The organism is Pseudonocardia sp. ICBG162 (assembly GCF_020496225.1).
Classification (GTDB): Bacteria; Actinomycetota; Actinomycetes; order Mycobacteriales; family Pseudonocardiaceae; genus Pseudonocardia; species Pseudonocardia alni.
The window spans coordinates 50,950-77,560 of the sequence record NZ_JAHLJD010000011.1 but is presented as its reverse complement, the minus strand read 5'-3'; the positions used below and the strand labels follow the sequence as shown (position 1 = coordinate 77,560).

Below are 26,611 nucleotides of genomic sequence, written 5' to 3'. Positions count from 1 at the left end.
GCCGGGGTCAGCCGCGGCGACCGGCGGCGACGCGCCGCACCGCGACCGCGCCGATGCCACCGGCGACGACGGCACCGAGCGCCAGCGGCAGCACGTCGGCCGGGCCGCCACCGGCCTCGACGCCACCGACCGGCGTCGCGGTGACCTGGGAACCGGCGGCGGCGACGCTGTCGGCCGCGACGTCGTCGGAGGTGGAGGTGGCGGTGCCGTAGTCGTGGTCCTCGCAGGCCTGACCGTCGTTGTCGCGGTCGAGGCCGTAGGGGTCACCCGGGGTCAGGGCCGCCTGTGCGTCGGCCTGGCTGGCGAAGTCCTTGCAGTCGCGGTCCTGGGCGAAGGCCGTACCGGCGAGCGGGAGGGCGGCCGCGGTCGCGAGGAGCACGGCGGCGGACAGGGAGCGGAGGCGCATCGGGGGTGTCCTTCCGGGGAACGTGGGGGGAGCCACGCAGGTAGCAGCGATCCGGACGTGTCGGTCGTTACACCCGATCGTGAATGAATCCGAACGGACTTGAACCGGCTCCGCCGGGCGGCGGAAGGTGGTCCGGTGAACGCTCTCCCCACCCCCGACGACGTCCGTGCCGCCGCAGCGATCCTGCGCGGTCACGCCCACCGCACCCCCGTCCTCACCTCCCGGCTCACCGACGCCGAGCTCGGCGCGCAGGTGTTCGTGAAGGCGGAGAACCTCCAGCGCACCGGGAGCTTCAAGTTCCGCGGGGCGTTCCACACGCTGTCCCGGCTGTCCCACGCACAGCGGCGGGCGGGGGTCGTCGCGTACTCCTCGGGCAACCACGCCCAGGCCGTCGCGCTGGCCGCGCAGCTGCTGGAGGTCCCCGCGACGATCGTGATGCCGCACGACGCCCCGGCCTCGAAACTCGCCGCCACCCGCGGCTACGGCGCCGAGGTCGTCGGCTACGACCGCTACGCCGAGGACCGCGCGGCCATCGCGACCGCGCTGTCGGAGGAGCGCGGGCTCACCCTCGTCCCGCCCTACGACCACCCGCACGTCATCGCCGGGCAGGGCACCGCGGTGCTGGAGCTGCTGGAGGACCACGGCCCGCTCGACGCGCTGTTCGTCTGCCTCGGTGGGGGCGGGCTGCTCTCCGGGTCGCTGCTCGCGGCGCAGGCCCTGTCCCCCGACGCCCGGGTGTACGGCGTCGAGCCCGAGGCCGGCGACGACGGCGTGCAGTCCCTGCGCGCCGGGCACGTCGTGCGCATCCCGCAGCCCCGCACGCTCGCCGACGGCGCCGCCACCACCCACCTCGGCGACCACACGTTCCCGGTGATCGCGCAGCTCGTCACCGACATCGTGACCGTGCCCGACACCGCCCTGGTCGAGTCGATGGCGCTGTTCGCGGCGCGCTACAAGGTGCTCGTCGAGCCGACCGGGGCGCTGGCGTTCGCAGGTGTGCGGGCCGCCGTCGCCGCGGACCCGCAGCGGTGGGCGGGGGCGCGGATCGGAGTCACGATCTCCGGCGGCAACGTCGACCTGGACCGCTTCGCCGCCCTCGTCACCGGCTGACCGCGCCGCCGGGCGGCACGACACGGAGCGGCCCCCGTCCGGACGGTCCGGACGGGGGCCGCTCAGGGCGGAGGGGACTCAGCGCCGGTCGTGCTGCAGCGCGTCCTCGGCGATCACGGCCTCGGTCGGCAGCCCGGGCACCTCCCGGACGGCCTCCTCGGCGTCGGCGCGCTCGTGCGACGGGCCGGGCTGCTCGGCCTCGGCGTCGGCGGCGTCCAGGTCGCGGCGGATCGTCGACAGCAGCGCCACCCCCACCAGCACGACGACCGCGGCGATCAGGAACGGCACCGAGGCGCCGACGGCCGCCGCCATCAGGCCCGCGGCGAACGGGGCGAGGCCGCCACCGATGAACCGGACGAACCCGTAGGTGGCCGACGCGGTCGGGCGGGGCACCGGCGAGATCGACATGACCGCCGTCGTCACCAGGGTGTTGTTGACACCGACCACGATGCCGGACAGGACCACCGCGACGATCACCACGGCGGGCACGTCGTCGAACAGCCCGATGGCCGCGAGCAGGACCGCGATGCCGACGAGCGCGCCGTAGAGGGTGCGCGCGGTGCCGAAGCGGTCCTTGAGCCAGGGCGCGCCGAACACCGCGAAGGCCGCGACGAGCAGGCCCCAGCCGAAGAACACCGCACCGAGCGAGATCGGGTCGAGCCCGCCCATCAGGAACGGTGCGTAGCCGAGCAGGGTGAAGAAGCCCCAGTTGTAGAGCAGCCCGACCCCGCTGGTCGTCGCGAGCGCGCGGTGGCGCAGGGCGGTCAGCGGTTCGGAGAGCGTCGCCTTGTGGGTCGGGACCGGCGTCGGCTCCAGCAGCACGACGGTCGCGACGAGCGCGATCAGCATCAGCACCGAGACACCGAAGAACGGGCCCCGCCAGGAGACGTTGCCGAGCAGCCCGCCGAGCAGCGGACCGGTGGCGATGCCGACGCCGAGCGCGGTCTCGTAGAGCACGATCGCGCCGGCGAACCCGCCCGACGCCGAGCCGACGATCACCGCGAGCGAGGTCGCGATGAACAGCGCGTTGCCCAGGCCCCAGCCGGCGCGGAAGCCGACGATGCCCCAGATCCCCGACGACGCCCCGGCCAGCGCGGCGAACACCACGATCAGCGCCAGGCCGGTGATGAGGGTCTTCTTCGCGCCGATCCGGGACGACACCCAGCCGGTCACCAGCATCGCGATCGCGGTCACGACGAGGTAGCTGGTGAACAGCAGCTCGACCTCGGCGTGCGTGGCGTGCAGCTGCCCGGACAGCGACGGCAGGATCGGGTCGACCAGCCCGATGCCCATGAACGAGATGACGCAGGCGAAGGCCACCGCCCAGACGGCCTTGGGCTGACGGAACGGGCTGGGGGCGTGCGCTGCACCGGATGTTCGGGACATGTCATCGCCTTTCCCCGGGAACGGACCCTGGAGAGATCATGGACGTATCGGACCTGTTGAACATTGCATCACGCAACCCATGTCATGAGCAATGCGAACGACCGTGATCGTGCCCATGCCCCGCTACGGTCGGGACCCCGACGTCGAGGAGGCCCCGTGCCGCACACCGCCGCCGAGGCCGACCGCCTCGCCCGGCAGGCCGCGTTCCTGGGCGCACTCGCCGCGATCGGCGCCCTGCTCCTGGCCGTGCTCGGCTGGGCCGGTGGCGCGTTCGCGATGTGGATGGGCGTCACGGCCCGCCGCCGCGGCGCGGGGCGCACCGCCGTCGTCGCGATCGCGCTCGGCGCCCTCGGCCTGGTCGCCGGCGTCGGGAACGCCCTGCTGGGCGCCTACCTGTTCCGCTGACCGGTCCGCAGCACCGGCTTGCCCGGGGCCCGGTCCGGTGACTCCAGGTGCGCGTGCGCAGCGGCGACGGCCGCGACGCCGTCGTCCAGGTCGAAGACCCGCTCCACCAGCGGGGTGAGCGTGCCTGCGGCGAGCCCGGCGCGGGCGAACGCCTCGGCGCGGGCCAGCACCGCCGCGTCGCCGGTGACCTCGCGGACGTGGAAGCGGCGCAGCCACACCGGCGCGTACCCGGCTGCGGGCAGCGGTGTCGGCTCCCCGGACAGCCCGCCGTGGACGATCACCGCGCCGCCCGGTGCGCAGGCCCGCACCAGCCGGGCGACGCCGGGCCCGCCCTCGGCGTCGAGGACCAGGTCGGCACCGCCGCCGAGCGCGGACCGCAGCGCCTCGGCGTCGGGCGTGCCGGTCAGCACCTCCGCGGCCCCGGCGGAGCGCAGGACCCCGGCGTGCCGGTCGTCGGGCACCACGGCGACGGCGTGCACCCCGAGGTGCCGCGCCACCTGCAGCGCCGCGGCCCCGATGCTGTTCGCCGCAGCCGTGACCACGAGCCGGTCCCCCTCCCGCAGCCGGACGGCGTGGCGGGTCATGCCCCACACGGTCAGCAGCGGCATCCACAGCGCGGCGGCGCCGTCGTCGTCGAGACCGGGCGGACGGGCCAGCAGCGACCGGACCGGCACGACGGCCTCGTCGGCGTAGACCGGGTGCTCGTTCTGCGACGACGCCGGGATCACGCACACCTCGTCGCCGGGCGCCCAGCCCGTCACCCCCGGACCGGTCCCGAGCACGGTGCCCGAGCACTCGCTGCCCAGGCCCGCGGGGAGCACCGGGGCGTCGAGGTAGGTGCCGCGGCGGAAGTTGACCTCGGAGCGGTTGAGCCCGACCGCGTGCACCCGGATCCGCACCTCCCCCGGGCCCGGGTCGCGCAGCGGCAGCCGCTCGATCCGCAGCACCTCCGGGCCGCCCGTGGCGTGGAAGCGGACGGTGCGCACGAGCGGGGTCGTCACGACGGACCAGCCTAGGTCCGCGGCGGCCGGTAGGGCACGATGAGCGCCGTTGCACGGGGAAAGGACAGGGATGCGGCGTCGGGTCGAGGTCGGGCTGGAACGGATCACGTTCTTCAGCGACGGGGTGTTCGCCATCGCGATCACGCTGCTGGTGCTGCCGCTGACCGACGCCGAGATCGGCCCGGGCCCGGTCGCCCCGCAGCTGGTGGAGCTGCTGCCGCGGATGCTCACCTTCGCATTGAGCTTCGCGGTGATCGGGCGGTACTGGACGGTCCACCACCAGCTGTTCGCCCGCTTCGACCGCGCCGACGCCCGGATGATGACGCTCAACCTCGGCTACCTGTTCGGCATCGCGTTCCTGCCGTTCCCGACGTCGCTGCTCGGCGGGCACGGCGACAGCACCGCGGCCGTCGTGCTCTATGCGGCCAACCTGGTCGTCATCGGCTCGTTCTCCGCCGCCATGTGGGCCTACGGCTCCTACCGCGGCCGCCTGACCCGCGCCGACGTGACCCCGGACGAGGCCCGCCACACGCTGGTCAACGGGCTGGCGCCGGTGGTGTCGTTCCTCCCGTCGCTGGTGATCGCACCGCTGAGCCCGACCTGGGCGATGCTGTCCTGGCTGCTGACCGTCCCGGTCTCGGCGGTCGCGGAGCGGCTGTTCCCCGAGCACCGCGCGGCGCGGGCCCGCGCGGGGGCGGGGACGCCGGACACCGCGTGAGGCTCAGACCTCGTTGCTGATCTCGACCAGGTTCCCGTCCGGGTCCCGCAGGTAGACGCTGAGCAGCGGGCCCCGGGCCCCGGTCCGCTCGACCGGCCCCACCTCGACGGCGACGCCGGCCTCGGCCAGCTCGCGCCGGACCTGCTCGATCGGGTCGAGGGTGATCAGGCACAGGTCTGCGCTGCCCGGGGTGGGCCGGACGGCCTTCGGCTCGAACTCCCGCCCCGCCTCGTGCAGGTTGATCTTGTTGGGGCCGAAGGCGAGTGCGCGGCGCCCGCCGCCGAACTCGACGGCCTCCATCCCGAGCACCCGCGTGTAGAAGGCGACGGTGGCGTCGATGTCGGCGACGGTCAGCACGAGGTGGTCGAGGTGGTCGATGCGCATGCCCGCGATGCTGGCAGCCGGGCCGCCCGCACGCAGATCCTCCTGTGGGTGACCGCCACCGCCCCGGACCGTGACCGGGCGTCGGACGTCGACACCCACACGGACCAATCGGGCGGGTCGCTACCGGCGAACGGGCGTTCGTGAATCACCCTTGTACCTGGCCGTGCAGCCGAGTGGAGAGGGACGAGGACGCACGTGGACGACGAGCTGACGACCGGCGGGGAGACCCCGCCCGCGGACACCGCGAGCACCGCGGCGCCCGAGCCGCCGAAGCGGAAGCGGGGCAGGCCACCGGGCTCGACGGCCCGCACCACCCGGGTCGTGACCATGACCCTGACCGTCAGCGGTTCCGCCGACGGCGACTGGCAGGCAGAGCTGAAGCAGGGCACCACCTGGGTGGCCCGCGGCCTGCCGGTGACGGCGTCGGCGGTGTCCGCGGCGGCCGCGGCGCTGCACGCCGACCTGTCCGGTCCGGTCGACGAGCTCATCGAGGGCGCCCGGTCGGCGAAGGCCGCGCGGGTCGCGGAGCTGGAGGCCGAGCTGGAGCAGGCCCGCAAGGACCTGGCCGAGCTGGAGCAGTGACCCCGCCGGGGTGACCGGCGCGGTGGCTCAGCCGAGCAGCGGCCCCAGCGTCGTGGCGTGCTCGCGCAGGAGGGTGACCAGCTCGGGGTCCGGGTCGGCGACCCGGGTCGCCGGGCCGGACAGCGCGAGCCCGGCGACGAGCGCCCCGTCCGCGGGCGAACGGACCGGTACGGCCAGGCACCCGCGGTCCGGGCGCAGCTGACCGGTCTGGGCGGCCAGGCCGTCGCGGCGGACGGCGTCGAGGACGGCGTCGAGCGCGTCCGGGTCGGTGACGGTGCGGTCGGTGACCGGGCGCAGGTCGCGGACCAGGGCCCGCCAGTCGGGCTGCTCGGCGAGCAGCAGCCTGCCCAGCGCGGAGGCCTGGGGCAGCCGGGCGAGCAGGTCGGCGTCGCTGGGCGGGTGGTCCGGGTCCGGGTCGAGGACCTGCAGCCGGGCGCCGTCGAAGATCGCCAGGTGCACGCCCCAGCGGACCCGGCCGCGCAGGTGGTCGACGACGGTGCGCGCGGCGGTCGGCAGCCGCGGGACCGCGACCGGGGACAGCCGCGCGGCGCGGCGCCCGAGCGCGAAGCCGCGCAGGTCGGGCAGCCGGACCAGGTACTCCTCGCCGACGAGCAGGTTCAGCACCCGGTAGGTGGTCGCCGGGGGCAGCCGCAGCGCCGTCGAGATCTCCTTGGCGGTGACCCCGGGCCCGGCCGCGACGACCTCCTCGAGCACCGCGAGCGCGGTCCGCACGGCCCGTGGCTGGCGTCCGCTGATCGGCGCCGGGTCGACCGTCACCGGGCCCGCCCCCAGACGTCGGAGGCGACGGTCTCGTCGTAGACGCCCAGGTCGTGCAGCCGCCCGCGGCGGCGCAGCACCACGGCCCACACCGCACCGGCCGCGAGCGCGACGGCGAGCGCGATCCCGGTGGCCGGGGCGGCGACGACGAACGCGACCAGGGCCGCGACCAGCGACGGGACGGCCACCACCGCCGTCGCGACCGCGGCCGGGGTGAGCTCGCCGATGCGGCGCAGGAACACCGGCGCGGCCAGGCAGACCAGCGCGTAGCCGACGAGGAACCCGACCGTCGCGACGCCGAGCAGCGCGGCGAGCACCGTCCCGACCGGGACGCCCAGCCCGACCGGGACGGCGACCGCGAGCGTCGCCGCGGGTGCCCCGAGCCCGACGGCGACGTGCGGGGTGCGGAACCGGCGGTGGGTGCGCCCCAGCGGGCGGGGCACGACGCCGTCGCGGGCCAGGGCGAACAGCACCCGCGACAGCGCGGTGACCGTCGCGACCGCGCAGGCGAGGAAGGACAGGACGAGGGCGGCGTCGAGCAGCGGGGGGATCCAGGACCAGCCGCGCGCGACGGCGAGGACCTGCACCGGCTGGGTCTGCCCGGCGAGCCCGCCCGGCACGGCGGCGAACCCGGCGACCTGCACCGCGGCCGCGAAGACGTAGAGCACCGCGGTCACCGCCGCGGTCGCTGTGACCGCGCGCGGCACCGACCGGAACGGGCGCCGGGCCTCGGCCCCGAGCGAGGTCGCCACCTCGAACCCGATGAACGCCGCGAGCGCGGGCACCACGCCCGCGGCGACCGCCCCCGGGCCGGCGGGCGGGGCGGGCGCGCCGGAGCCGGGCAGCGGGCCGCCGACGAGCAGCACCACGAACACCCCGACCAGCACCGCGACCGCCACCGCCTCCACCAGCAGCACCACCCGTGCCGCGGGGCGTACCCCGCGCACGACCAGCGCGGTCACCACCGCGCCGACCGCGACGGCAAGCAGTGCCGACGCGAGCGGCCCGGTCGCCCACGGCCCGCACAGCGACCCGAGGTAGGCCACGGCACCCGCGATCGCCGCGCCGCACAGCAGCAGGTACCCGGCCAGCGTCGCGATCCCGGCCGCGAACGCCGGTCCGGCGCCGAGGCCCTGCGCGGTCAGCGTGTAGATCCCGCCGGGTGCCGCCATCCGGCGGGTGAACCGGGAGACCGAGGCGGCGACGAGCAGCGCGAGCACGCCGGCGACGACGAACGACCACACCGTCCCCGCCCCGGCCATGCCCGCGACGATCACCGGGGTGGCCGCCATCGCCGCCGAGGGTGCCGATCCGGCGATCGACTGGGCCGCGACGTCGGCCGGGCCCAGCCGTCGCCGGGCCAGACCGTGCACCGGTGACCGGTCACGCAACGACGTCACGACGCCCCCTCCCCGCCCTCACCGGTGATCCTCGCCCGCGGACACTAGCTCCCCATGTCGACGCCATGACCAGCGACGACGGGTCGAACGAGAAAAACTCCGGCGCCGTTCCCGCAGTGCGGGAACACCACGGCCGGTGATTCGCACCACACGGGATCCGGCGTTGTGCACGGTCCGCGACACCGGCCACCGTCCCGGCACCCGACGTCCGCCTCGACCGCCAGGAGGAACCGTGAGCGCACCCGCGCCCCGCCCGTCACCACCGTCGCCGTCCCCGGAGCCCGCGGACCGGCACCGTCTGCGCGGGACGCTGGGCGCCGGGTCGATCGTGTTCATGGTGGTCGCCGCGGCCGCGCCGCTGACCGTCGTCGCCGGGACGGTGCCGCTGGGGCTGGCCGCGGGCAACGGTGCCGCGTTCCCGATGACGTTCGTGCTGTGCGCGGTGGTGCTGCTGCTGTTCGCGGTGGGCTTCTGCGCGATGTCGCGGCACGTGCCGGGCGCCGGCGCGTTCTACGCCTACGTCGCCCGCGGGCTCGGTGCCGCGCCGGGCCTGGGGTCGGCCTTCCTCGCGCTGGTCACCTACACCGCGGTGCAGGCCGCGGTGTACGGCTACCTGGGCGCGACCGTCGACGCGCTGGTGCAGCACTACGGCGGGCCCGCCCTGCCCTGGTACCTCTACGCGGCCGTGGCGCTCGTCGTCGCCGGGGTGCTCGGCTACCGCCACATCGAGCTGTCCGGCAAGGTCCTGGGCACGCTGCTGGTCGCCGAGGTCGCGATCGTGCTGGTGTTCGACGCCGTCGTCGCCGCGACCGGCGGGCTCGGCTCCGGCCGCTCGACGGCGCTGTTCGTGCCGTCGCAGTTCCTGTCCGGCTCGCTCGGCATCGCGATCATGTTCGCGATCGCGTCGTTCATCGGGTTCGAGGCCACCGCGGTGTTCCGCGACGAGGCCCGCGACCCCGAGCGCACCATCCCCCGCGCGACCTACCTGGCCCTCGTGCTGATCGGCGCGTTCTACACGCTGTCGTCGTGGGCGGTCGTCTCCGCCTGGGGCGACGACGGCGCCGTGGCCCGCGCGACCGAGGACCCCGGGAACATGATCGTCACGACGATCACCGCGGTGCTCGGCCCCGTCGGCGGTGACCTGGCCCAGGTCCTGCTGGTCACGAGCCTGTTCGCGGCGCTGCTGTCGTTCCACAACGTGCTCTCGCGCTACCTGTTCGCCCTCGGCAACGCCGGTTCGATGCCCGCCGCGCTGGGCCGCAGCCACGCCCGGCACGCGTCGCCGCACGCCGCGTCGGCGGCCCAGTCGGGCACCGCGCTGGCGCTGATCGCGGTGTTCGCGGTGACCGGGATGGACCCGGTGACGCAGGTGTTCGCCTGGATGGCCGGGACCGCGACCCTCGGGGTGCTCGCGCTGATGGCGCTGACCTGCGCCGCGGTGCTCGTGTACTTCCGCCGCTCGCGCGTCGACACCCGGTTCTGGCACACCGTCCTGGCCCCGGCGCTCGGGCTGGCCGGTCTGCTGGTCTGCCTGTGGCTGACCGTCGCGAACTTCCCGACGCTCATCGGCGGCTCCCCCGCGCTGGCCACCGCCATCGGCGGGGTCCTGGTCGCCGCGTTCGTACTCGGAACGGTCCTGACCCGATTCACGGGTGCCCGCCCCGAAACCTTGCCCTCGCTCGACGCGCCCGGAAGCGTCACCGGGAACGACACCGGGCACGACACCGCCGGAACCGACCTCCAGGAGGAGACCCGATGACCGCCGTCCAGGAGCCGCGCACCACCGCGAGCCACCCGCTGGCCCCGACCACGGAGGCCGAGGTCACCGTCGTCCGCGAGGTCCTCGCCGCGGCCGGGCTGCTCGAGGAGAACGTCCGCTTCGCGTTCTTCGCCCCCGAGGAGCCGCCGAAGTCCGAGGTCCTCGCCCACTCCGACGGCGCCGACACCGACCGCTGCTTCCGCGCGGTGCTGCTGGACCTGGGCACCGGCCGCTCCCACGACACGGTCGTCTCGGTCGCCCGTCGTGAGCTGGTCTCCTGCCGCGAGCTGGAGCCCGAGCGGGAGGGGCAGCCGCCGATCATCGACTCGGAGTTCGAGTTCATCGAGGACGTCCTGAACGCCTCACCGGACTGGCTCGCCGCGCTGGAGAAGCGCGGGCTGGAACCCGCCTCGGTGCGCGCCGTGCCGCTCTCGGCCGGCGTCTACGACATCCCCGGGGAGAAGGGCCGCCGGCTCGCCCGCGCCTTCGGGTTCCGCCAGGACCACGAGGCCGACCACGCCTGGGCGCACCCCGTCGACGGGCTCGTCGCCTACGTCGACCTCACCGCCCGCACGGTAGACCGGGTGATCGACACCGGTGTCGTGCCGGTGCCCGCGACCAGCGGCAACTTCGACGACCCGGCCGTGCAGGGCGAGCACATGACCTCGCTCAAGCCGATCGAGATCACCCAGCCCGAGGGACGCTCGTTCACCGTCGAGGACGGCCGGGTCCGCTGGGGCAAGTGGGACCTGCGCGTCGGGTTCAACGAGCGCGAGGGCCTGACCCTGCACCAGATCGCCTTCGACGACCGCCCGATCTGCTACCGCGCCTCGGTCGCGGAGATGGTCGTGCCCTACGCCGACCCGGCGCCGGTGCGGTTCTGGCAGAACTACTTCGACTGCGGCGAGTACATGTTCGCCCGCTACGCCGACTCCCTGCAGCTGGGCTGCGACTGCCTCGGCGACATCCACTACCTCGACGCGGTCGTCGCCGACGACCTGGGCAACCCGCGCACGATCAGCAACGCCATCTGCATGCACGAGGAGGACCACGGCGTCCTCTGGAAGCACACCGACATCTTCACCGGCGCCCGTGAGGTGCGCCGCCAGCGTCGCCTGGTGATCTCGTTCTTCACCCCGATCGGCAACTACGACTACGGCTTCTACTGGTACCTCTACCTCGACGGCACCATCGAGCTGGAGTGCAAGGCGACCGGCATCGTGTTCACCTCCGGCACGCCCGGCGAGCACGCCACCGAGGTCGCGCCCGGCCTGGGTGCGCCGTTCCACCAGCACCTGTTCTCCGCGCGGCTGGACATGACCGTCGACGGCACGGCCAACGCCGTCGAGGAGGTCGAGGCGGTCCGCGTGCCGATGGGCGAGGGCAACGCCTACGGCAACGCGTTCGCCCGCTCGGCGACCCGGCTGACCTCGGAGTCGCAGGCCCAGCGGGACGCCGACCCGGGTTCCGGGCGGGTCTGGCACGTGGTGAACACCGAGAAGACCAACGCGCTGGGACGGCCGGTCGGCTACGTCCTGCACCCGCACGGGCAGCCCACCCTGCTGGCGGACCCGGCGTCGTCGATCCACGCGCGGGCGACGTTCGCCTCGAAGGCGCTGTGGGTGACCCGCTACGACCCGGCGCAGCGCTACCCGGCCGGTGACTTCGTCAACCAGAACCCGGGTGGGGACGGGCTGCCGTCCTGGGTGGCCGCGGACCGCGACCTCGACGGCCAGGACGTCGTGCTGTGGCACACGTTCGGGCTGACCCACTTCCCGCGGCCGGAGGACTGGCCGGTCATGCCGGTCGACTACACCGGCTTCGTCCTGAAGCCCGCCGGGTTCTTCGACCGCAACCCCACCCTCGACGTCCCGCCGGCGCCGAAGAGCTGCCACTGACCGTCCGCCCCACTCCGAGCCGGCGCCGCACAGGTCGTGTCGCCGCCGCACAGGTTCTGTCCTGTGCGGCGCGTCCACGACGTGTGCGGCGCCGGTGTCGTCAGCGACCGAGTGCCGCGCGCAGGCGGGAGGCGGTCGCGGTGAAGGGGGTCAGGTCGGACCAGGTCCAGCGGACGACGACGAACCCGGCGGCCCGGATGCGGTCCTCGCGCAGCTTCTCCTCCCACAGCACCTGCGCCGGGTCCTGGCCCGGGCCCGCCGATCGGCCGTACTTGATCCGGCCGTCGAACTCCCCGACCACCCGGTGCTCCGGCCACGCGAAGTCGGTCCGGTGCCGCCGGCCGTCCACCTCCACGGGCCACTGGAGGACCGGTGCGGGGAGCCCGGCGACGGCGATCGCGAGCCTGCTGCGCGTCTCCCCGACGCTCTCCGAGCGGCCGTCGGCGAACGCCAGGACGCGCCGGACCAGCGGCATGCCGGTCCGGCCCGCCACACCGGACGCCACCCGGGCGAGCGCCTCCGGCGTCGTCGGCGGCGGTCGGTTCCCGGACCGCTGCGCCAGTGCGCGGTCGGCGACGACCAGCCCGCGCTCGACGCCGCAGCTCCGCGCGATGTCGACGACGGTCCTGGCCGGGCCGGTCACGGGGAGCCCGCCGGCTCGCCCACGGTGCTCCAGCGGCAGCGAGGACGGGTGGACGTGCAGGTCCCGGGTGCGACGACCACCGTGGGAGCGGTCACGCGTGACGTGGACGCGGTCCAGAGGCAGGTCCCAGAAGGCGATGCCGAGCAGGACGAGCGCGGACACGTGGCTGGCGTAGGCGCCGGGGCCGAGGCGTTCGAGCGCCGCACCGGCCGCGGCCCGGTGCCGGACGCGGGCGTCGACGAGTGCCGGGTCGCCGTGGTCGAGGTAGACGCCCCGGCGGATCGGTACGAGCTCTCCGCGACGCAGCGCCCGGCCGATCTCGCCGTCGTCGACGCCGGCCGCCCGCAGGTCCGCACGGAACCGGACACCGTGTGCCGGGAGGGGTCCGTCCATGCCCCCACCGAACCCGTTCCCCGCCCCCACCACGCCCGATCCGGCCCATCCCGTTCACGATCGCGACCGCCGCCCCGGCGCCGCACGGGTTCCGTACGCGCCGCACGGGTCCGAACCTGTGCGGCGGCGCCCGAACCTGTGCGGCGGTGCCGGATGCCAGGGCGGGGTGTGACGACGGCGCGGGGCCGGGCGGGGCGGTGGCGGACTAGGGTCGGTCCCGACCGCTCCACCCCGCAGCACCAGGAGGAACCCGTGGCTCTCGCCGCCGGTGACCAGATCCCCGACGTCACCCTGATGACCCCGTCCGCCGAGGGCCCGAAGCCCGTGCAGAGCGCCTCGGTGCTCGGCACCGGCACGGTCGTGCTGTTCGGTGTGCCCGGCGCGTTCACCCCGGCCTGCTCCGACACCCACCTGCCCGGCTACGTCCTGCGCCGCGACGAGCTCAAGGCCAAGGGCGTCGACACCGTGGCCTGCACCTCGGTCAACGACGCGTTCGTCCTGGAGGCCTGGGCCGAGTCCCGCGCCGCCGGCGACGCGGTGCTCATGCTCGCCGACGGCAACGGCGACTTCGCCAAGGCCGCCGGTCTGGACATGGACGGGTCGAAGTTCGGCCTCGGCACCCGCTCGCAGCGCTACGCCGCGATCATCACCGACGGCGTCGTGCGCTGGATCGGCGTCGAGCCGGTCCCGCCGACCGTCGAGATCTCCGGCGTCGAGTCGGTGCTAGCGCAGCTCTGAGGTTCCGGGCCGACCGGCACGCGGGCCTACACTGGCCCGCGTGCCGAAGGTCCTGGGCTCGCTGGCGACGCACCGCGAGCAGGTGCGCGAGCGGGTGTTCGACGCCCTGCGCGTGCAGCTCTACGAACGCGGCTTCGACACGGTGACCCTGTCCGGGGTCGCCGCGGCCGCCGGAGTGGGGCGCTCGGCGCTCTACAACCACTTCCCCGACCGCCAGGCCCTGCTCGTCGCGTTCGTCGAGCACGAGGCGGAGCGCTACGTCGCCGAGCTCGACGCCGCGCTCGCCGAGGCAGCGGACCCCCGCGAACGGCTCGCCGCCTTCGCCCGGCTGCAGCTGCGCCGCCTCGCCGAGTTCCACCTCCCGCCCGGCCAGGCGCTGGCCGGCGCCCTCGACCCGGCCGCCTACCGCCGGATCGCCGCGCACGCCGACCCCATCGGGGACCGGTTGGTGGCGGTGCTGCGCGAGGGCGCGGCGCAGGGCTGCATGGTCGACGACGACCCCCGGGTGCTCGCCGCCGTCGTGGCGGGGGCGCTGTCGAGCAGGCGGATCGTCGACGTCGACCCGGCGGAGCTCGACGCCTCGATCGGGACGGCGGTCGCGGCCGTGCTGCGAGCGGTCTCGACGGTTGCGCGCGACTGAGGCTAGCCTTACCCGCGTCGGGGCCCTACCATCGTGATCTGACACGGTGTCAGATCCGGCGCCGTGCCGTTGCACCAGACGTCACGTCACGGGAGGGCCGATGGACGCCACGACCCCCATCACGGGCACGCTGTCCGCCGATCTCCGCCAGGCCACCTGGGCGGTGCACGAGCGGGCACATCACTCGTCGTACATGGGCGCGCTGCTCGACGGCGCCCTGCCGCTGGACGCCTACACCCTGCTCGCCGAGCAGTACATCGCGATCTACACCGCGCTGGAGGAGGCCGGGGACGCCCTGGCCGCCGACCCGGTCGCGGCCCCGTTCGTGATCGACGAGCTGCGCCGGGTGCCCGCCCTGCACGCCGACCTCGACGCCCTCGGCGGCGGGGTCCCGCGGGTCCTGCCCTCCACCGCGGCCTACGTGGCGCGGCTGCGCGAGGCCGCGACCGACCCCGCACTGTTCGTGGCCCACCACTACACCCGCTACCTGGGTGACCTGGCCGGCGGCCAGATCGTCGGGAAGATCCTGCAGCGCACCTACGGCATCGACGGCCCCGGACGGCTGTTCTACGACTTCAAGTCCCTCGGCAGCCCGTCGGCGTTCCGGACCCGCTACCGCGCGCTGCTCGACGACGCGGCCTGGACCCCGGCGCAGCGGGACCGGCTGCTCGCCGAGGCGGTGCACGCCTTCGAGCTGAACATCGCCGTCCTCACCGAGATGGCCGAGGAGGTCGGGCTCGCGCAGCCGCTGGCGTCCTGAGCCGGGCCGTCACCCGGCGGCGGGGTCGTAGCGCATCAGCCCGACCGGGACCCCGGACGGGTCCGCGACGAACGCCAGCTCACCGACACCGGCGATCGTCGTCGGCTCCATGAGCACCCGGCCCCCTGCCGAGACGGCCGCGGCCAGGCGGGCCGCCACGTCGTCGACGGCGACGGTGATCTCCACGGGGGCGGCCACGCCGCCGTCGAACACCCGCCGGTGCTGCAGGGCCGCGAGCGGACCCGGGTCCCGCCCGCGGTCGGTGTGCACCCGGAAGAACTCCGGCGGGCCCCACGGCTCGAACCGCCAGCCGAGCACGGCCCCGTAGAAGGCGCGGCTCGCGTCGGTGTCGTCGGAGTTGATCGCGATGTGGGCGACCGTGCCGATGGGCGGGGTCGTCGGTGTCGTCGGCGTCGTCATGGATCGGAGTCTGGCCCGGCGGGCACTGGCGCTCCGTCGCCGTCACGACCGATCCTGTCGCGTGTGCGACAGGATCCGCCCGTCCGCAGCTACGCGGTGACCCACCCGGCCGGCACGATCGTGCCCCCGCAGCCGCCGGGCTGGCACCAGGTGCTGCTCACCACCACCGGTGCGATGACCCTCGAGCTGCCCGACGGCTCCTGGTTCGTGCCACCGGGTGCCGCCGTCGAGGTCCCGGCCGGGGTGCCGCACCGGGTCCGGGCGGTCGCGACGGTCCGGCTGCGCACCCTGTACCTGCGCGGGGCCCGGCCCGGTCCGGCGCGGGTGGTCCGGGTGGTCCCCCTGCTGCGCGAGCTGCTGCTGGCCGCGGTCGCCCGCGCGCCGCTGTACCCGGACGACGACCGGGCCGCCGCGGCCCTGCTGGACCTGACCGAGCGCGAGCTCGCCGCGGCCACGACGATGACCCCGCTGCTGCTGACACTGCCCACCGACCCGGCCGCGCGCCGGGCCGCGGAGCGCATCCTCGCCGCGCCGGGCGACCCGGCCGGGGTCGACGCGCTGTGCCGGGGCTGCGGAGCCGGCCGGCGGACCGTGGAGCGCCGGTTCCGTGAGGGCACCGGGCTCGGCGTGGCGGCCTGGCGGCGCCGGGCCCGGCTGGTCGCGGCCCTGGCCGAGCTCGCCGACGGCCGTCCGCTCGCCGGTGTGGCGCACGCCGCGGGGTACGCCACACCCAGCGCGTTCGGTGCGATGGTCAAGGCCGAGCTGGGGTCGAGCCCCGGAGCACTCGTACGGGCTCCCTAGACTCGACGCCCGTCCCCCGACCACCGATCCCAGGAGTGTCCCGGTGTCCAGCCCCGGCATCGACCCGGACGAGCTCGCGACCGCGCTGAAGGTACTGGCGCAGGTCGACGAGCTGCCACCCGAACACCCCGACGCCGTGGTCGTCCGGCGGGCGACCGCGGGGATCTGGAAGTCGGTGCGGCTGCGGCGCCGCGCCGAGAAGCGGCAGGCCGAGAGGTCCTCCGACGAGGCCGTCACCGCCGCCACCGCGACCGGCGCGGCCGGGCGCATCGACGACGAGACCGCCGGCATCCCGCTGGTGTCGAACACCCCCGGAGCGACCGCGGGGACGCTGCACCGCGCCCGCGGCTGCTACGTCTGCAAGACGCGCTACACCGTCGTCGACGCCTTCTACCACCAGCTGTGCCAGGACTGCGCCGCCGCGCACCGCGCCCACCGCGACGCCCGCACCGACCTGTCCGGGCGCCGCGCGCTGCTCACCGGCGGCCGCGCCAAGATCGGGATGTACATCGCGCTGCGGCTGCTGCGCGACGGCGCGCACCTCACCATCACCACCCGTTTCCCGCGCGACGCCGCCCGCCGCTTCGCCGCGCTGCCCGACTCGGCCGAGTGGCTGCACCGGCTGCGGGTGATCGGGGTGGACCTGCGTGACCCGGGCCAGGTCGTCGCCGTCGCCGACGAGGTCGCCGCCGCGGGACCGCTGGACATCCTGGTCAACAACGCCGCGCAGACGGTGCGCCGCTCCCCCGGCTCGTACTCCGCGCTGGAGGCCGCCGAGCACGAGGAGCTGCCCGCGGGCGAGCTGCCGGAGATCGTGTCGTTCACCAGCGCCTCGCGCGAGCACCCGCTCCTGCTGGCCGGCGCGGTCCCGGGCGGGCGCGACCTGGCCGCGCTGGCGACGACGGCCCGCTCGGCGTCGCCGGAGCGGATGGCCGCCGGCACCGCGGTCGACGCGGGCGGGCTGCTGCCCGACACCGCGGCGGTCAACAGCTGGGTCGACCACGTCCAGCACGTGGACCCGCTCGAGCTGCTCGAGGTCCAGCTGTGCAACCAGACGGCGCCGTTCGTGCTGGTCTCGCGGCTGCGCCCGGCGATGGCGGCGTCGAGCGCCCGCAACAAGTACGTCGTGAACGTCTCGGCGATGGAGGGCGTGTTCGGGCGCGGCTACAAGGGGCCCGGACACCCGCACACGAACATGGCCAAGGCCGCGCTGAACATGCTGACCCGCACCAGCGCGGGCGAGATGTTCGCGACCGACCGGATCCTGATGACCGCGGTGGACACCGGCTGGATCACCGACGAGCGCCCGCACCCGATGAAGCTGCGCCTGGCCGAGGAGGGGTTCCACGCCCCGCTCGACCTCGCCGACGGCGCCGCCCGGGTCTACCACCCGATCGTCGCCGGGGAGGCGGGCGAGGACCTGCACGGAGTGTTCCTGAAGAACTACCGCGTGTCCTCCTGGTAGAGGGGTCCACCCGTCACTGTCGGGGGTCGCCGCTACCGTGCGGTCCGTGCTGGAGATCCATCGGGCCGAACGCGCCGACACCCTCGTCGAGGCGCTCGCCGACGTCCTGGCGGCCGGCTCGGGCGACCCGTTCGCGGCCGAGACCGTCGCGGTCCCCGAGCGCGGGGTGGAGCGCTGGCTGGCCCAGCGGCTCGCGCACCGGCTCGGTGCGGGGACGGGCAGCGGCGGGGTCTGTGCGAACGTCCGGTTCCCGGCGCCGGCCGCGCTGCTCGGCGGGGTCGTCGCGCACGTCACCGGCACCGACCCGGCGACCGACCCGTGGTCGCCCGGCCGGTCGGTGTGGCCGCTGCTGGAGCTGATCGACGAGGCCGTCGCGGCTCCCGGGGACGACCGGTTCACCGCTCTCGCCGCGCACCTGGAGCGGGGCGGGCACGGCCGCCGCTACGCGCTCGCCCGCACGCTGGCCGGGCTGTTCGGCTCCTACGCCACGCACCGCCCCGAGCTGCTGCGCCGCTGGCGCGCCGGGGAGGACGCGGTGCCCACCGACCTGGGGTGGCAGCCGGAGCTGTGGCGCCGCCTGCACGCCGCACTCGGGGTGCCCGGTCCCGCCGAGCGCCTCGACGACGCGGTGGCCCGCCTGCGCGGGGGCGCCGACCCGGGCCCCGAGGTCGGGCCGCGGCTGTCGCTGTTCGGCCCGACCCGGCTGGCCGCCGAGCACCTGACCGTCCTGGAGTCCCTCGCGACGCACCGGGAGGTCCACCTGTGGCTGCCGCACCCGTCGCCGGCGATGTGGGACGCGGTGCGCGCCGCGCGGACACCGGGGGTGCCCTCGCGTGCCGCCGACACCAGCGCCGAGGCCGTGCGTCATCCGCTGCTGCGCTCGCTCGGCCGGGACACCCGGGAGCTGGCCCTGCGGCTCCCCGCGGCCGGGCCCGGCGTGACCGACACCCACCACCCGGCCCCCGCCGGGACCGGCGCGCCGACCCTGCTGCACCGCCTGCAGACCGCCCTGCGCGACGACGCCGTGCCGCCCGCCCCGGAGGACCGTCCCCTGCTCGACGCGGACGACCGCAGCGTCGCGCTGCACTCCTGCCACGGCCCGGACCGGCAGGTGGAGGTGCTGCGCGAGGTGCTGCTCGGCCTGCTCGCCGCCGACCCGGACCTGGAGCCGCGCGACATCATCGTCATGTGCCCGGACATCGAGGTGTTCGCGCCGCTGATCACCGCCTCGTTCGGCCTCGCCCCGGACGCGGACTCCCCCGACGGTGCGGGCCCGTCGCGGGAGGAGCTCCACCCCGGGCACCGGCTGCGGGTGCGCCTGGCCGACCGCGCCCTGCGCCAGGCGAACCCGCTGCTGGGCACGGTGTCGTCGCTGCTGGAGCTGGCCGGGTCCCGGGTCAGCGCCTCCCAGGTGCTCGACCTGGTCGCCTCCGCCCCGGTGCGGCGCCGTTTCCGCTTCGACGACGACGCGCTGGAGCGGCTGTCCGAGCTGGTCACCGCGGCCGGGGTCCGGTGGGGGCTCGACGCCGCGCACCGGCGGCCCTACCGGCTCGACGGGGTCGAGCAGAACACCTGGCGGGCCGGACTGGACCGGATGCTCGTCGGCGTCGCGATGGCCGAGACGCCGGGCGCCCCGGCCTGGCTGGGCACCGCGCTGCCGCTGGACGAGGTCGACTCCTCCGACGTGGACCTCGTCGGGCGGCTCGCCGAGTTCGTCGACCGGCTCGCGACGGTGCTCGGTGCGCTGCGCGGCCCGCAGCCGCTGTCGGTCTGGGTGGACGCGCTGGTCGAGGGGCTGTCCGCGCTGACCGACACCACCCCGACCGACGCCTGGCAGGCCGGGCAGGCCCGGGCGGAGCTGGCCGACGTCGTCGCGTCCGCGGGGCCGCAGGCCGCCACGGTCGACCTCGACCTGCCCGACGTGCGCGGCCTGCTCGCCGAGCGGCTGCGCGGGCGGCCCAGCCGGGCCAACTTCCGGACCGGCACGCTGACCGTCGCGACGCTGGTGCCGATGCGGGCCGTCCCGCACAAGGTCGTGTGCCTGCTGGGCTGCGACGACGGGGTGTTCCCCCGCGCCGGCGCCCCCGACGGCGACGACGTGCTGGCCCGCGACCCGGTCGTCGGCGAGCGGGACCCGCGTGGGGAGGACCGCCAGCTGCTGCTCGACGCGATCTGCTCGGCCACCCGGCACCTGGTGGTGGTGTCCTCCGGGGCCGACGAGCGCACCGGCGCCGACCGGCCGCCGTCGGTGCCGGTCGGGGAGCTGTGCGACGCGATCGACGCCTGCGTGCGGACCGGGACCGAGGCGACCGCGTCGCAGGCGCTGCGGGCCCGGCACCCGCTGCAGCCGTTCGACCGGCGCAACTTCACCTCCGGCGCGCTGCTGGCCGCCGGGCCGTTCAGCTTCGACCGGGCCGCGCTGCGCGGTGCCGAGGCCGCGGCCGGGCCGCGCACCGTGACCCCGCTGTTCGGCGCGGACCCGCTGCCTCCGCCGGAGGACCCGCCGGACGGGGTGGTCGAGCTCGACGAGCTGGTCGCGTTCGTCGAGCACCCGGTGCGGGCGTTCCTGCGCCAGCGGGTGCGGGTGCTGCCACCGGAGGAGAACGTCGAGCCCGACGACGCGCTGCCAGTCGAGCTCGACGGCCTGGCCACCTGGAAGATCGGGGACCGGCTGCTGACCGACCGGCTCGCCGGGGCGGCACCGCAGGCCGTCGCCCGGGCCGAGACGCTGCGCGGTGACCTCCCGCCCGGCGGGATCGGACACCGGGTGCTCACCGAGGTCGGCGGGCAGGTCGAGCCCCTGGTCGCCGTCGCCGCGGCGGTCGCGACCGGCGAGGCGGGATCGCAGGACCTCGTCGCGCAGCTCACCGGCACACCGGAGGACGGCCGCGCCGTCGCCGGGACGGTGCCGGGCCTGCACGGCGACGTCGTGGTGCGCGTCGAGTACTCGCGGCTCAAGGCAAAGCACCGGCTGCGGGCGTGGGTGCAGCTGCTCGCGCTCACCGCCGCGCACCCCGGCCGGTCCTGGACGGCGGTGACCGTCGGGCGCGGCCCCGGCGGCGCGGCCCGCTCGGTGCTCGGCCCGGTCGACCCGGGCCTCGCCCGCCGCACCCTGGCCGACCTGGTCGCGCTGCGCCGCGAGGGCCTGCGGGCGCCGCTGCCGCTGCCCACCGACGCCGCCGCCGTCTACGCCCGCAACCGCGCCCGCGGGGTGGTCCCGGCCAACGCGTTCGCCGCCGCGGAGAGCGAGTGGTCGCGCTTCGAGCACGCCGAGGCCCCGCACGTCTTCGTCCGGGGCGCCGCGGGCGGCCCGCTGGTCGTCCGTCCCGAGCCCGGCTCCGGCGGGGAGCCCACCCGCTTCGGGGAGCTCGCCGTCCGGCTGTGGGCACCGCTGCTCGACCACGAGAGGCAGGACGCGCCGTGAGCACCACCAGCGTGTTGTCGGCACCGACCTTCGAGGTCGACGGGCCGCTGCCGACCGGCACCGTCGTGCTGGAGGCGAGCGCGGGGACGGGCAAGACCTACACGATCGCCGCGCTGGCGACCCGCTACGTCGCCGAGGGCGTCGCGGACCTGGACCGGCTGATGCTGGTCACCTTTGGCCGCGACGCCACCCAGGAGCTGCGCGAGCGGGTCCGGGAGCGGCTGGTGGGCACCGAGCGGGCGCTCGCCGCCGTGCAGTCCGGCGCCGCCCCGCCGACGCCGGAGGCCGACCCCGTGGTCGCGCACCTGGCCGCCACCGACCCGGCCGAGCTGGAGCGGCGCCGGGCCCGGCTGGCGACGGCGTCGGCGTCGTTCGACGCGGCGACGATCGCCACCACCCACCAGTTCTGCATGCAGATGCTGGCCGGGCTGGGCGTGGCCGGGGACAACGACCCGGACGCCGAGTTCGTCGACCACGTCGACGACGTCGTCACCGAGGTCGTCGACGACTTCTACGTGCGCAAGTACGCCGCCCCGAACGCGGGCCGCCCGGCCTTCGACCGGGCCGCGGCCCTGGCGCTGGCCCGCCGCGCCGTCGGCGACCCGCAGGCCGAGCTGGAGCCCCGCGACGCCGACCCGGCCACCCCGGCCGCCACCCGGTACGGCTTCGCCTCCGCGGTGCGCCGCGAGGTCGACGCCCGCAAGCGGCGCTCGCGCATCTACAGCTACGACGACATGCTCACCCGCCTCGCCGCGGCGCTGCGCGACCCGGTCCGCGGCCCCGCCGCCCGGGAGCGGCTGCGGTCGCGGTTCTCGGTGGTGCTCGTCGACGAGTTCCAGGACACCGACCCGCTGCAGTGGGAGATCCTGTCCCTGGCGTTCCACTCCGCACCCGACACCACGTTGGTGCTCATCGGCGACCCGAAGCAGGCGATCTACGCCTTCCGCGGCGCCGACGTGCACAGCTACCTGCGGGCCGCCGACGCGGCGGCGACCCGGCGCACCCTCTCGACCAACCGCCGCAGCGACGCGGCCCTGCTCACCGCGCTGGACGGGGTGTTCGGCGAGGCCGCCCTCGGAGACTCCGGGATCGTCGTGCACCCGGTCCGGGCCCACCACACCGGCCGGCGGCTGACCGCCCGCCACGACGCCCCGCTGCGGCTGCGGCTGGTCGACCGGGACCGGCTCGACCTGACCGGGCGCGGGCTGGCCCGGGCCAAGGGCGCCCGCGCGGTGGTGGCGCGCGACGTCGCCGTCGACCTGTCGCAGCTGCTCGACGGCACCGCCCGCTTCGCGGGGGACCGGCTGCGCCCCGGGCAGGTCGCGGTGCTGGTGCGGACCAACGCCCAGGGCCTGCTGGTGCGCGACGCCTGTGCCGAGGCCGGGGTGCCCGCCGTGCTCACCGGCTCCACCAGCGTGTTCACCACGCCGGTCGCCGCGGAGTGGCTGACGCTGCTGGAGGCCGTCGAGCAGCCGCAGCGCTCGATGCGGCTGCGCGCCGCCGCGCTGACCCGGTTCGTCGGCCACACCGTCGCCGACCTGTGCGGGCCCGACGCCGAGGGCCTGGTCGACCAGCTCGGCGCGGACCTGCGGGCCTGGCACCAGGTCCTCGCCGAGCGCGGGGTCGCCGCCCTGCAGGAGGCCGTGTTCGCCCGCTACGCCCCCGCCGAGCGCCTGCTGCGCAGCCCCGACGGCGAGCGCGACCTCACCGATGTGCGCCACGTCGGCCAGGTGCTGCACTCCGCGGCGCTGGAACGCCACCTGGGACCGACGGCGCTCACCGAGTGGCTGCGGCACCGGATCGGCGAGGCCGCCCGCGACACCTCCGCCGAGCGGAGCCGGCGGCTGGAGTCCGACGCCGACGCCGTCCAGATCGTGACGGTGCACCGGTCCAAGGGGCTCGAGTTCCCGGTGGTGTACCTGCCGTTCGCGTGGGACCGCTGGGTCGACGACCGGCCCGAGACGCTGCTCTACCACGACACCCCGGCCGGTGCCGGTGGCCAGCGCCGGCTGCTCGACGTCGGCGGGTCCACCGGGCCGGACCGCACCCGGCGCACCGCGCTGCACCAGGCCGAGGAGGCGGGCGAGGACCTGCGGCTGCTGTACGTGGCGCTCACCCGAGCCTGCAGCCAGGTCGTCGCCTGGTGGGTCCCGGGGACGACGACCGCGGCGGCGTCGCTGCACCGGGTGCTGTTCGGGCACGCCGGGCCCGGCGCGGAGCCGGAACCGACCGCGAAGGTCCCCGGCGACGCGAACGCGCTGGCGTTCCTGCGGGAGCGGCTCGCCCCGGCCGGCGCGTCGGTGGAGACCCTGCACGACCGCGACCCCGCCGACCGCACCCCGGTCCCGCCCGACGCCGGGCTGGCCGTCGCGACGTTCACCCGCACGCTGGACACCGCGTGGCGGCGCACGTCCTACACCGCGCTGACCGCGGCCGCGCACGCCGCGCACCACCCGCACCCGGCCGTCGACGCCGAGCCGGAACCGGCCGCGACCGCGCCCGGGGTGCTGACCGAGCCCGAGGACGAGGGCATCGTCGACGAGCCCGACCCCGCCCCGCTGCCCGGTGCGGGCCCCACCGGGGACGCCACGGCGGGCACAGCCGACCCGGCGGCGTTCCCCTCCCCCATGGCCGACCTGCCCTCGGGCACCGGGTTCGGCACCCTGGTGCACGCCGTGCTGGAACACCTCGACACGACCACCGCGGCCGAGGGTGACGCCGCGCTGCGGGCCGAGGTCGTCGCGCACGTCACCGAGGAGCTGCGCCACCAGCCGGCCGACCTCGATCCCGACGAGCTCGCCGACGCGCTCGTCCCGGTGCTGCGGACCCCGCTCGGGCCGATCGCGTCCGGGCTGGCGCTGGCCGACGTCGCCCCGGAGGACCGGCTGTCCGAGCTGGACTTCGAGCTGCCGCTGTGCGGCGGGGACACCCCGACGGGGCGGCTCACCCTGTCCGGGCTGGCCGCCGCCGTCCGCAGGCACCTCGGGCCCGGCGACCCGCTGCACGGCTACGCCGACCTCCTCGACTCCCCCGACCTCGCCGGACAGCCGCTGCGCGGCTACCTGACGGGCAGCATCGACTCGGTGCTCCGGGTCCGTGACGGGGCCGGGGAGCGATTCCTCGTCGTGGACTACAAGACGAACTGGCTGGGCCCGGTCGGCCCGTCCGGGCGCGACCCGCTGACCGCGGCGCACTACACCGCCGACCGGCTGGCCACGGCGATGGCCGACGCGCACTACCCGCTGCAGGCGCTGCTCTACGCCGTCGCGCTGCACCGCTACCTGCGCTGGCGGCTGCCCGGCTACGACCCGGACACCCACCTCGGCGGGGTCGGCTACCTGTTCCTGCGCGGCATGTGCGGGCCGGACACCCCGGTCACCGGGTCCGGGCCGCTGGCCGCGCCGTGCGGTGTCTTCGCCTGGCGGCCACCCGCCGCCCTGGTCGAGGAGCTGTCGGACCTGCTGGACGGAGGCACCCCGTGACGACGACCGCACCCCCCACCCCGGCGCCGACGGCACCCCCGGCCCCCGAGCGGGACCCGTTCGGTCCACGGGCCGCCCGCACCGCGACCGGGGTGCTTGCCGCGTTCAACGAGGCCGAGATCCTCGCGCCGGGCGACGTGCACGTCGCCCGGCGGCTCGCCGCCCTCGGCGGACGCGGCGACCCGACCACCGCCGCCGACCCGGCCGCCGCCGAGCCCGAACCGGTGGTGCTCGCCGCCGCGCTGGCCGTGCGCGCGATCCGCAACGGGTCGGTGTGCGTCGACCTGGTGAAGGCCGCGGCCACGACCGCGGGCGAGGGCGAGGTCGCCGTCGACGTGTCCGGGCTGCCCTGGCCGGAGCCCGCGACGTGGCGCGCGGCCTGCGCGGACAGCCCGCTGGTCGCCGTCGGCGAGGACGGTCCCGCCGGGCGCCCGCTGCGCCTGCTCGGGGACCTGCTCTACCTGGAGCGCTACTGGCAGGAGGAGGAGCTGGTCCGCCGCGAGTTCACCGCGCGCGCCAGGCCGGTCGCGGCCGTCGACCCCGACCGGCTGTGCGCGGCGCTGGACCGGCTGCTCGGCGACCCCGGCGCCGAACGGCAGCGCCTCGCCGCCGCGGTCGCCGCGCTGCGGCCGGTCGCCGTGATCGCCGGCGGTCCCGGCACGGGCAAGACGACGACGGTCGCGGCCCTGCTCGCCGTCCTGCACGACCTGCACCGCGCGGCCGCCCCGCCCGGCGCGCCGGGTCTGCGGGTGGCGCTCGCCGCGCCGACCGGGAAGGCGGCTGCCCGGCTGACCCAGTCCGTCGCCGAGGCCCACGGGCGGCTGCCGGAGACCGACCGGGCCGCCGTCGCGGGGGCGACGGCGTCGACGCTGCACCGGCTGCTGGGCTCGCGGGGCACCTCAGGCCGGTTCCGCCACCACCGGGGCAACCGGCTGCCGCACGACGTCGTGGTCGTCGACGAGACGTCGATGGTGTCGCTGACGATGATGGCGGGGCTGCTGGAGGCCGTCCGCCCGGACGCCCGGCTGGTGCTGGTCGGGGACCCGGACCAGCTCGCGTCGGTGGAGGCCGGTGCGGTCCTCGGCGACCTCGCCGCCGCGGGCGGCCGGGCCGAGCCCGCGCTGCAGGACGCGCTGAGCGCCTGCGGGGCGTTCCGCGTGGACCGGCCCGTCCCGGCCTCCGGCGCCGCGGGCACCCCCGCGCCCGCCGAGCCGGGCCCGCCCGTCGTGATCCCCAACGGGGTGGTGCGGCTGGAGCGCAACTGGCGCTTCGGCGGCACGATCGCGGACTTCGCCGCCGCCGTGCAGGGCAACGACCCGGACGCCGCCGTCGCGCTGCTGCGTCGCGGCACGGCCGACCTGTCCTTCGTCGACGGCGACGCGGCCGAGATCGAGGCACGCCGGCTGGACACGTTCCGCCAGGACGTGACCCGGGCCGCGGTGAACGTGATCGGGGCGGCCGAGGCCGGGGACTCCGAGCAGGCGCTGCGGGTGCTCGACGACCACCGCGTCCTCTGCGCGCACCGCCGCGGCCCGCACGGGGTGACCCGCTGGACCGCGGAGATCGAGCGCTGGGTGGAGACCGAGCGTCCCGGCTTCGCCGCCGAGGCCCCCTGGTACCCGGGCCGTCCGCTGCTGGTCACCACGAACGACTACGACCTGGGCCTGTTCAACGGCGACACCGGCGTCGTGGTCCGGACCGCGTCCGGACGCCGCGCGGTGTTCGCCCGGGACAACTCCTCGGTCGCGTTCGAGCCGGCACGCCTCGGCGGCGTCGGCACCGTCCACGCGATGACGGTGCACCGCAGCCAGGGCAGCCAGTTCCGGCGGATCACCGTGGTGCTGCCGCCCGCGGACTCGCCGCTGATGACCCGCGAGCTGCTCTACACCGCCGTCACCCGGGCCAAGGAGTCCGTGCGGATCATCGGCACCGAGGAGGCGGTACGCGCCGCGATCGGCCGCCCGGCCGGGCGCGCGAGCGGCCTGCAGCAGCGGCTCGGGACCTGAGGTCCCGAGCCGG

Annotated in this window: 22 protein-coding genes; 14 read left to right on the top strand and 8 right to left on the bottom strand. The window is 76.1% G+C overall.

Translation table 11 applies throughout. The annotated features are described in order from the left end of the window. Positions 1–7: 7 nt before the first annotated feature. Positions 8–406 carry an excalibur calcium-binding domain-containing protein gene (locus KPL60_RS03255; protein ID WP_226364858.1) on the bottom strand — a complete coding sequence of 133 codons (399 nt, stop codon included), beginning with the start codon at positions 404–406 and terminating at the stop codon, positions 8–10. Between the two features lie 135 nt (positions 407–541). On the opposite strand from KPL60_RS03255, the gene KPL60_RS03250 reads away from it, so the two are divergent. Further along, on the top strand, positions 542–1,516 hold the full coding sequence (locus KPL60_RS03250) for a threo-3-hydroxy-L-aspartate ammonia-lyase (protein WP_226364857.1): 975 nt from the start codon (positions 542–544) through the stop codon (positions 1,514–1,516). A gap of 78 nt (positions 1,517–1,594) precedes the next feature. Here KPL60_RS03250 and KPL60_RS03245 read toward each other — a convergent pair whose 3' ends face one another. Further along, the gene (locus KPL60_RS03245; protein ID WP_226364856.1) at positions 1,595–2,902 is read right to left on the bottom strand and encodes an MFS transporter; all 1,308 of its coding nucleotides are present in this window, start codon (positions 2,900–2,902) and stop codon (positions 1,595–1,597) included. A gap of 156 nt (positions 2,903–3,058) precedes the next feature. Between KPL60_RS03245 and KPL60_RS03240 the strand changes: the two genes are divergently transcribed. Next, entirely contained in the window at positions 3,059–3,307 is a 249-nt protein-coding gene (locus KPL60_RS03240; protein WP_226357561.1) for a hypothetical protein, read from the top strand. Here the strand turns inward: KPL60_RS03240 and KPL60_RS03235 are convergent. Next, on the bottom strand, positions 3,292–4,308 hold the full coding sequence (locus KPL60_RS03235; protein ID WP_226357562.1) for an alcohol dehydrogenase catalytic domain-containing protein: 1,017 nt from the start codon (positions 4,306–4,308) through the stop codon (positions 3,292–3,294). The two genes, KPL60_RS03240 and KPL60_RS03235, sit on opposite strands and share 16 nt — an antisense overlap. Before the next feature lie 70 nt (positions 4,309–4,378). Here KPL60_RS03235 and KPL60_RS03230 point away from each other — a divergent pair, with 70 nt between their 5' ends. Beyond that, positions 4,379–5,026 carry a TMEM175 family protein gene (locus tag KPL60_RS03230; protein ID WP_226357563.1) on the top strand — a complete coding sequence of 216 codons (648 nt, stop codon included), beginning with the start codon at positions 4,379–4,381 and terminating at the stop codon, positions 5,024–5,026. A 3-nt stretch (positions 5,027–5,029) separates the two neighbouring features. On the opposite strand, the gene KPL60_RS03225 is transcribed toward KPL60_RS03230, so the two are convergent. Next, positions 5,030–5,410 carry a VOC family protein gene (locus tag KPL60_RS03225; protein WP_226357564.1) on the bottom strand — a complete coding sequence of 127 codons (381 nt, stop codon included), beginning with the start codon at positions 5,408–5,410 and terminating at the stop codon, positions 5,030–5,032. Between the two features lie 195 nt (positions 5,411–5,605). On the opposite strand from KPL60_RS03225, the gene KPL60_RS03220 reads away from it, so the two are divergent. After that, the gene (locus KPL60_RS03220) at positions 5,606–5,992 is read left to right on the top strand and encodes a DUF6319 family protein (protein WP_308016635.1); all 387 of its coding nucleotides are present in this window, start codon (positions 5,606–5,608) and stop codon (positions 5,990–5,992) included. 27 nt (positions 5,993–6,019) lie between these two features. Here KPL60_RS03220 and KPL60_RS03215 read toward each other — a convergent pair whose 3' ends face one another. Both KPL60_RS03215 and KPL60_RS03210 read right to left on the bottom strand, forming a co-directional pair. Further along, a complete protein-coding gene (locus tag KPL60_RS03215; RefSeq protein ID WP_226357565.1) occupies positions 6,020–6,769 on the bottom strand; it encodes an IclR family transcriptional regulator in 750 nt (249 codons plus the stop codon). Beyond that, on the bottom strand, positions 6,766–8,169 hold the full coding sequence (locus KPL60_RS03210) for an APC family permease (RefSeq protein WP_226364855.1): 1,404 nt from the start codon (positions 8,167–8,169) through the stop codon (positions 6,766–6,768). Before KPL60_RS03210 ends, KPL60_RS03215 begins: the two co-directional genes overlap by 4 nt. 232 nt (positions 8,170–8,401) lie before the next feature. On the opposite strand from KPL60_RS03210, the gene KPL60_RS03205 reads away from it, so the two are divergent. After that, entirely contained in the window at positions 8,402–9,928 is a 1,527-nt protein-coding gene (locus KPL60_RS03205) for an APC family permease (RefSeq protein ID WP_226357567.1), read from the top strand. Continuing rightward, positions 9,925–11,826 (top strand): primary-amine oxidase, encoded by a 1,902-nt coding sequence (locus tag KPL60_RS03200; RefSeq protein WP_226357568.1) that lies wholly within the window; start codon positions 9,925–9,927, stop codon positions 11,824–11,826. The genes KPL60_RS03205 and KPL60_RS03200 overlap by 4 nt, the downstream gene beginning before the upstream one ends. Before the next feature lie 100 nt (positions 11,827–11,926). Here KPL60_RS03200 and KPL60_RS03195 read toward each other — a convergent pair whose 3' ends face one another. Next, positions 11,927–12,862 (bottom strand): type IV toxin-antitoxin system AbiEi family antitoxin domain-containing protein, encoded by a 936-nt coding sequence (locus KPL60_RS03195; RefSeq protein ID WP_226357569.1) that lies wholly within the window; start codon positions 12,860–12,862, stop codon positions 11,927–11,929. Between the two features lie 252 nt (positions 12,863–13,114). On the opposite strand from KPL60_RS03195, the gene KPL60_RS03190 reads away from it, so the two are divergent. The 3 genes from KPL60_RS03190 (at position 13,115) to KPL60_RS03180 (ending at position 15,000) form a co-directional block, all read left to right on the top strand. Continuing rightward, positions 13,115–13,600, top strand: a complete 486-nt coding sequence (locus KPL60_RS03190; RefSeq protein WP_226364854.1) for a peroxiredoxin — start codon at positions 13,115–13,117, stop codon at positions 13,598–13,600. 40 nt (positions 13,601–13,640) lie between these two features. Further along, positions 13,641–14,240, top strand: a complete 600-nt coding sequence (locus tag KPL60_RS03185) for a TetR/AcrR family transcriptional regulator (protein ID WP_226357570.1) — start codon at positions 13,641–13,643, stop codon at positions 14,238–14,240. Positions 14,241–14,340: 100 nt separating this feature from the next. Next, positions 14,341–15,000, top strand: coding sequence for a heme oxygenase (biliverdin-producing) (locus KPL60_RS03180; protein WP_226364853.1), 660 nt, complete (start codon positions 14,341–14,343; stop codon positions 14,998–15,000). Positions 15,001–15,009: 9 nt separating this feature from the next. On the opposite strand, the gene KPL60_RS03175 is transcribed toward KPL60_RS03180, so the two are convergent. Then, positions 15,010–15,420 carry a VOC family protein gene (locus tag KPL60_RS03175; protein WP_226364852.1) on the bottom strand — a complete coding sequence of 137 codons (411 nt, stop codon included), beginning with the start codon at positions 15,418–15,420 and terminating at the stop codon, positions 15,010–15,012. A 63-nt stretch (positions 15,421–15,483) separates the two neighbouring features. On the opposite strand from KPL60_RS03175, the gene KPL60_RS03170 reads away from it, so the two are divergent. From KPL60_RS03170 to recD, 5 genes are read left to right on the top strand one after another with little or no spacing between them, the layout of a single operon-like run. Then, a complete protein-coding gene (locus KPL60_RS03170; RefSeq protein ID WP_226364851.1) occupies positions 15,484–16,221 on the top strand; it encodes a helix-turn-helix domain-containing protein in 738 nt (245 codons plus the stop codon). 43 nt (positions 16,222–16,264) lie between these two features. Continuing rightward, positions 16,265–17,686 (top strand): SDR family NAD(P)-dependent oxidoreductase, encoded by a 1,422-nt coding sequence (locus KPL60_RS03165; protein ID WP_226357574.1) that lies wholly within the window; start codon positions 16,265–16,267, stop codon positions 17,684–17,686. Between the two features lie 46 nt (positions 17,687–17,732). Beyond that, positions 17,733–21,110 (top strand): exodeoxyribonuclease V subunit gamma, encoded by a 3,378-nt coding sequence (gene recC, locus KPL60_RS03160; RefSeq protein ID WP_226364850.1) that lies wholly within the window; start codon positions 17,733–17,735, stop codon positions 21,108–21,110. Next, the gene (locus KPL60_RS03155) at positions 21,107–24,592 is read left to right on the top strand and encodes a UvrD-helicase domain-containing protein (protein ID WP_226364849.1); all 3,486 of its coding nucleotides are present in this window, start codon (positions 21,107–21,109) and stop codon (positions 24,590–24,592) included. Before recC ends, KPL60_RS03155 begins: the two co-directional genes overlap by 4 nt. Continuing rightward, the gene (gene recD, locus KPL60_RS03150; RefSeq protein WP_226364848.1) at positions 24,589–26,598 is read left to right on the top strand and encodes an exodeoxyribonuclease V subunit alpha; all 2,010 of its coding nucleotides are present in this window, start codon (positions 24,589–24,591) and stop codon (positions 26,596–26,598) included. Before KPL60_RS03155 ends, recD begins: the two co-directional genes overlap by 4 nt. The last annotated feature ends 13 nt before the right edge of the window (positions 26,599–26,611 follow it).

What these genes read in the sequence shown, in the direction of transcription:
- KPL60_RS03255 (WP_226364858.1), bottom strand. Translation starts at nt 406, where the DNA reads ATGCGCCTCCGCTCCCTGTCCGCCGCCGTGCTCCTCGCGACCGCGGCC.
- KPL60_RS03245 (WP_226364856.1), bottom strand. Translation starts at nt 2,902, where the DNA reads ATGTCCCGAACATCCGGTGCAGCGCACGCCCCCAGCCCGTTCCGTCAG.
- KPL60_RS03230 (WP_226357563.1), top strand. Translation starts at nt 4,379, where the DNA reads ATGCGGCGTCGGGTCGAGGTCGGGCTGGAACGGATCACGTTCTTCAGC.
- KPL60_RS03225 (WP_226357564.1), bottom strand. Translation starts at nt 5,410, where the DNA reads ATGCGCATCGACCACCTCGACCACCTCGTGCTGACCGTCGCCGACATC.
- KPL60_RS03200 (WP_226357568.1), top strand. Translation starts at nt 9,925, where the DNA reads ATGACCGCCGTCCAGGAGCCGCGCACCACCGCGAGCCACCCGCTGGCC.
- KPL60_RS03195 (WP_226357569.1), bottom strand. Translation starts at nt 12,862, where the DNA reads ATGGACGGACCCCTCCCGGCACACGGTGTCCGGTTCCGTGCGGACCTG.
- KPL60_RS03180 (WP_226364853.1), top strand. Translation starts at nt 14,341, where the DNA reads ATGGACGCCACGACCCCCATCACGGGCACGCTGTCCGCCGATCTCCGC.
- KPL60_RS03175 (WP_226364852.1), bottom strand. Translation starts at nt 15,420, where the DNA reads ATGACGACGCCGACGACACCGACGACCCCGCCCATCGGCACGGTCGCC.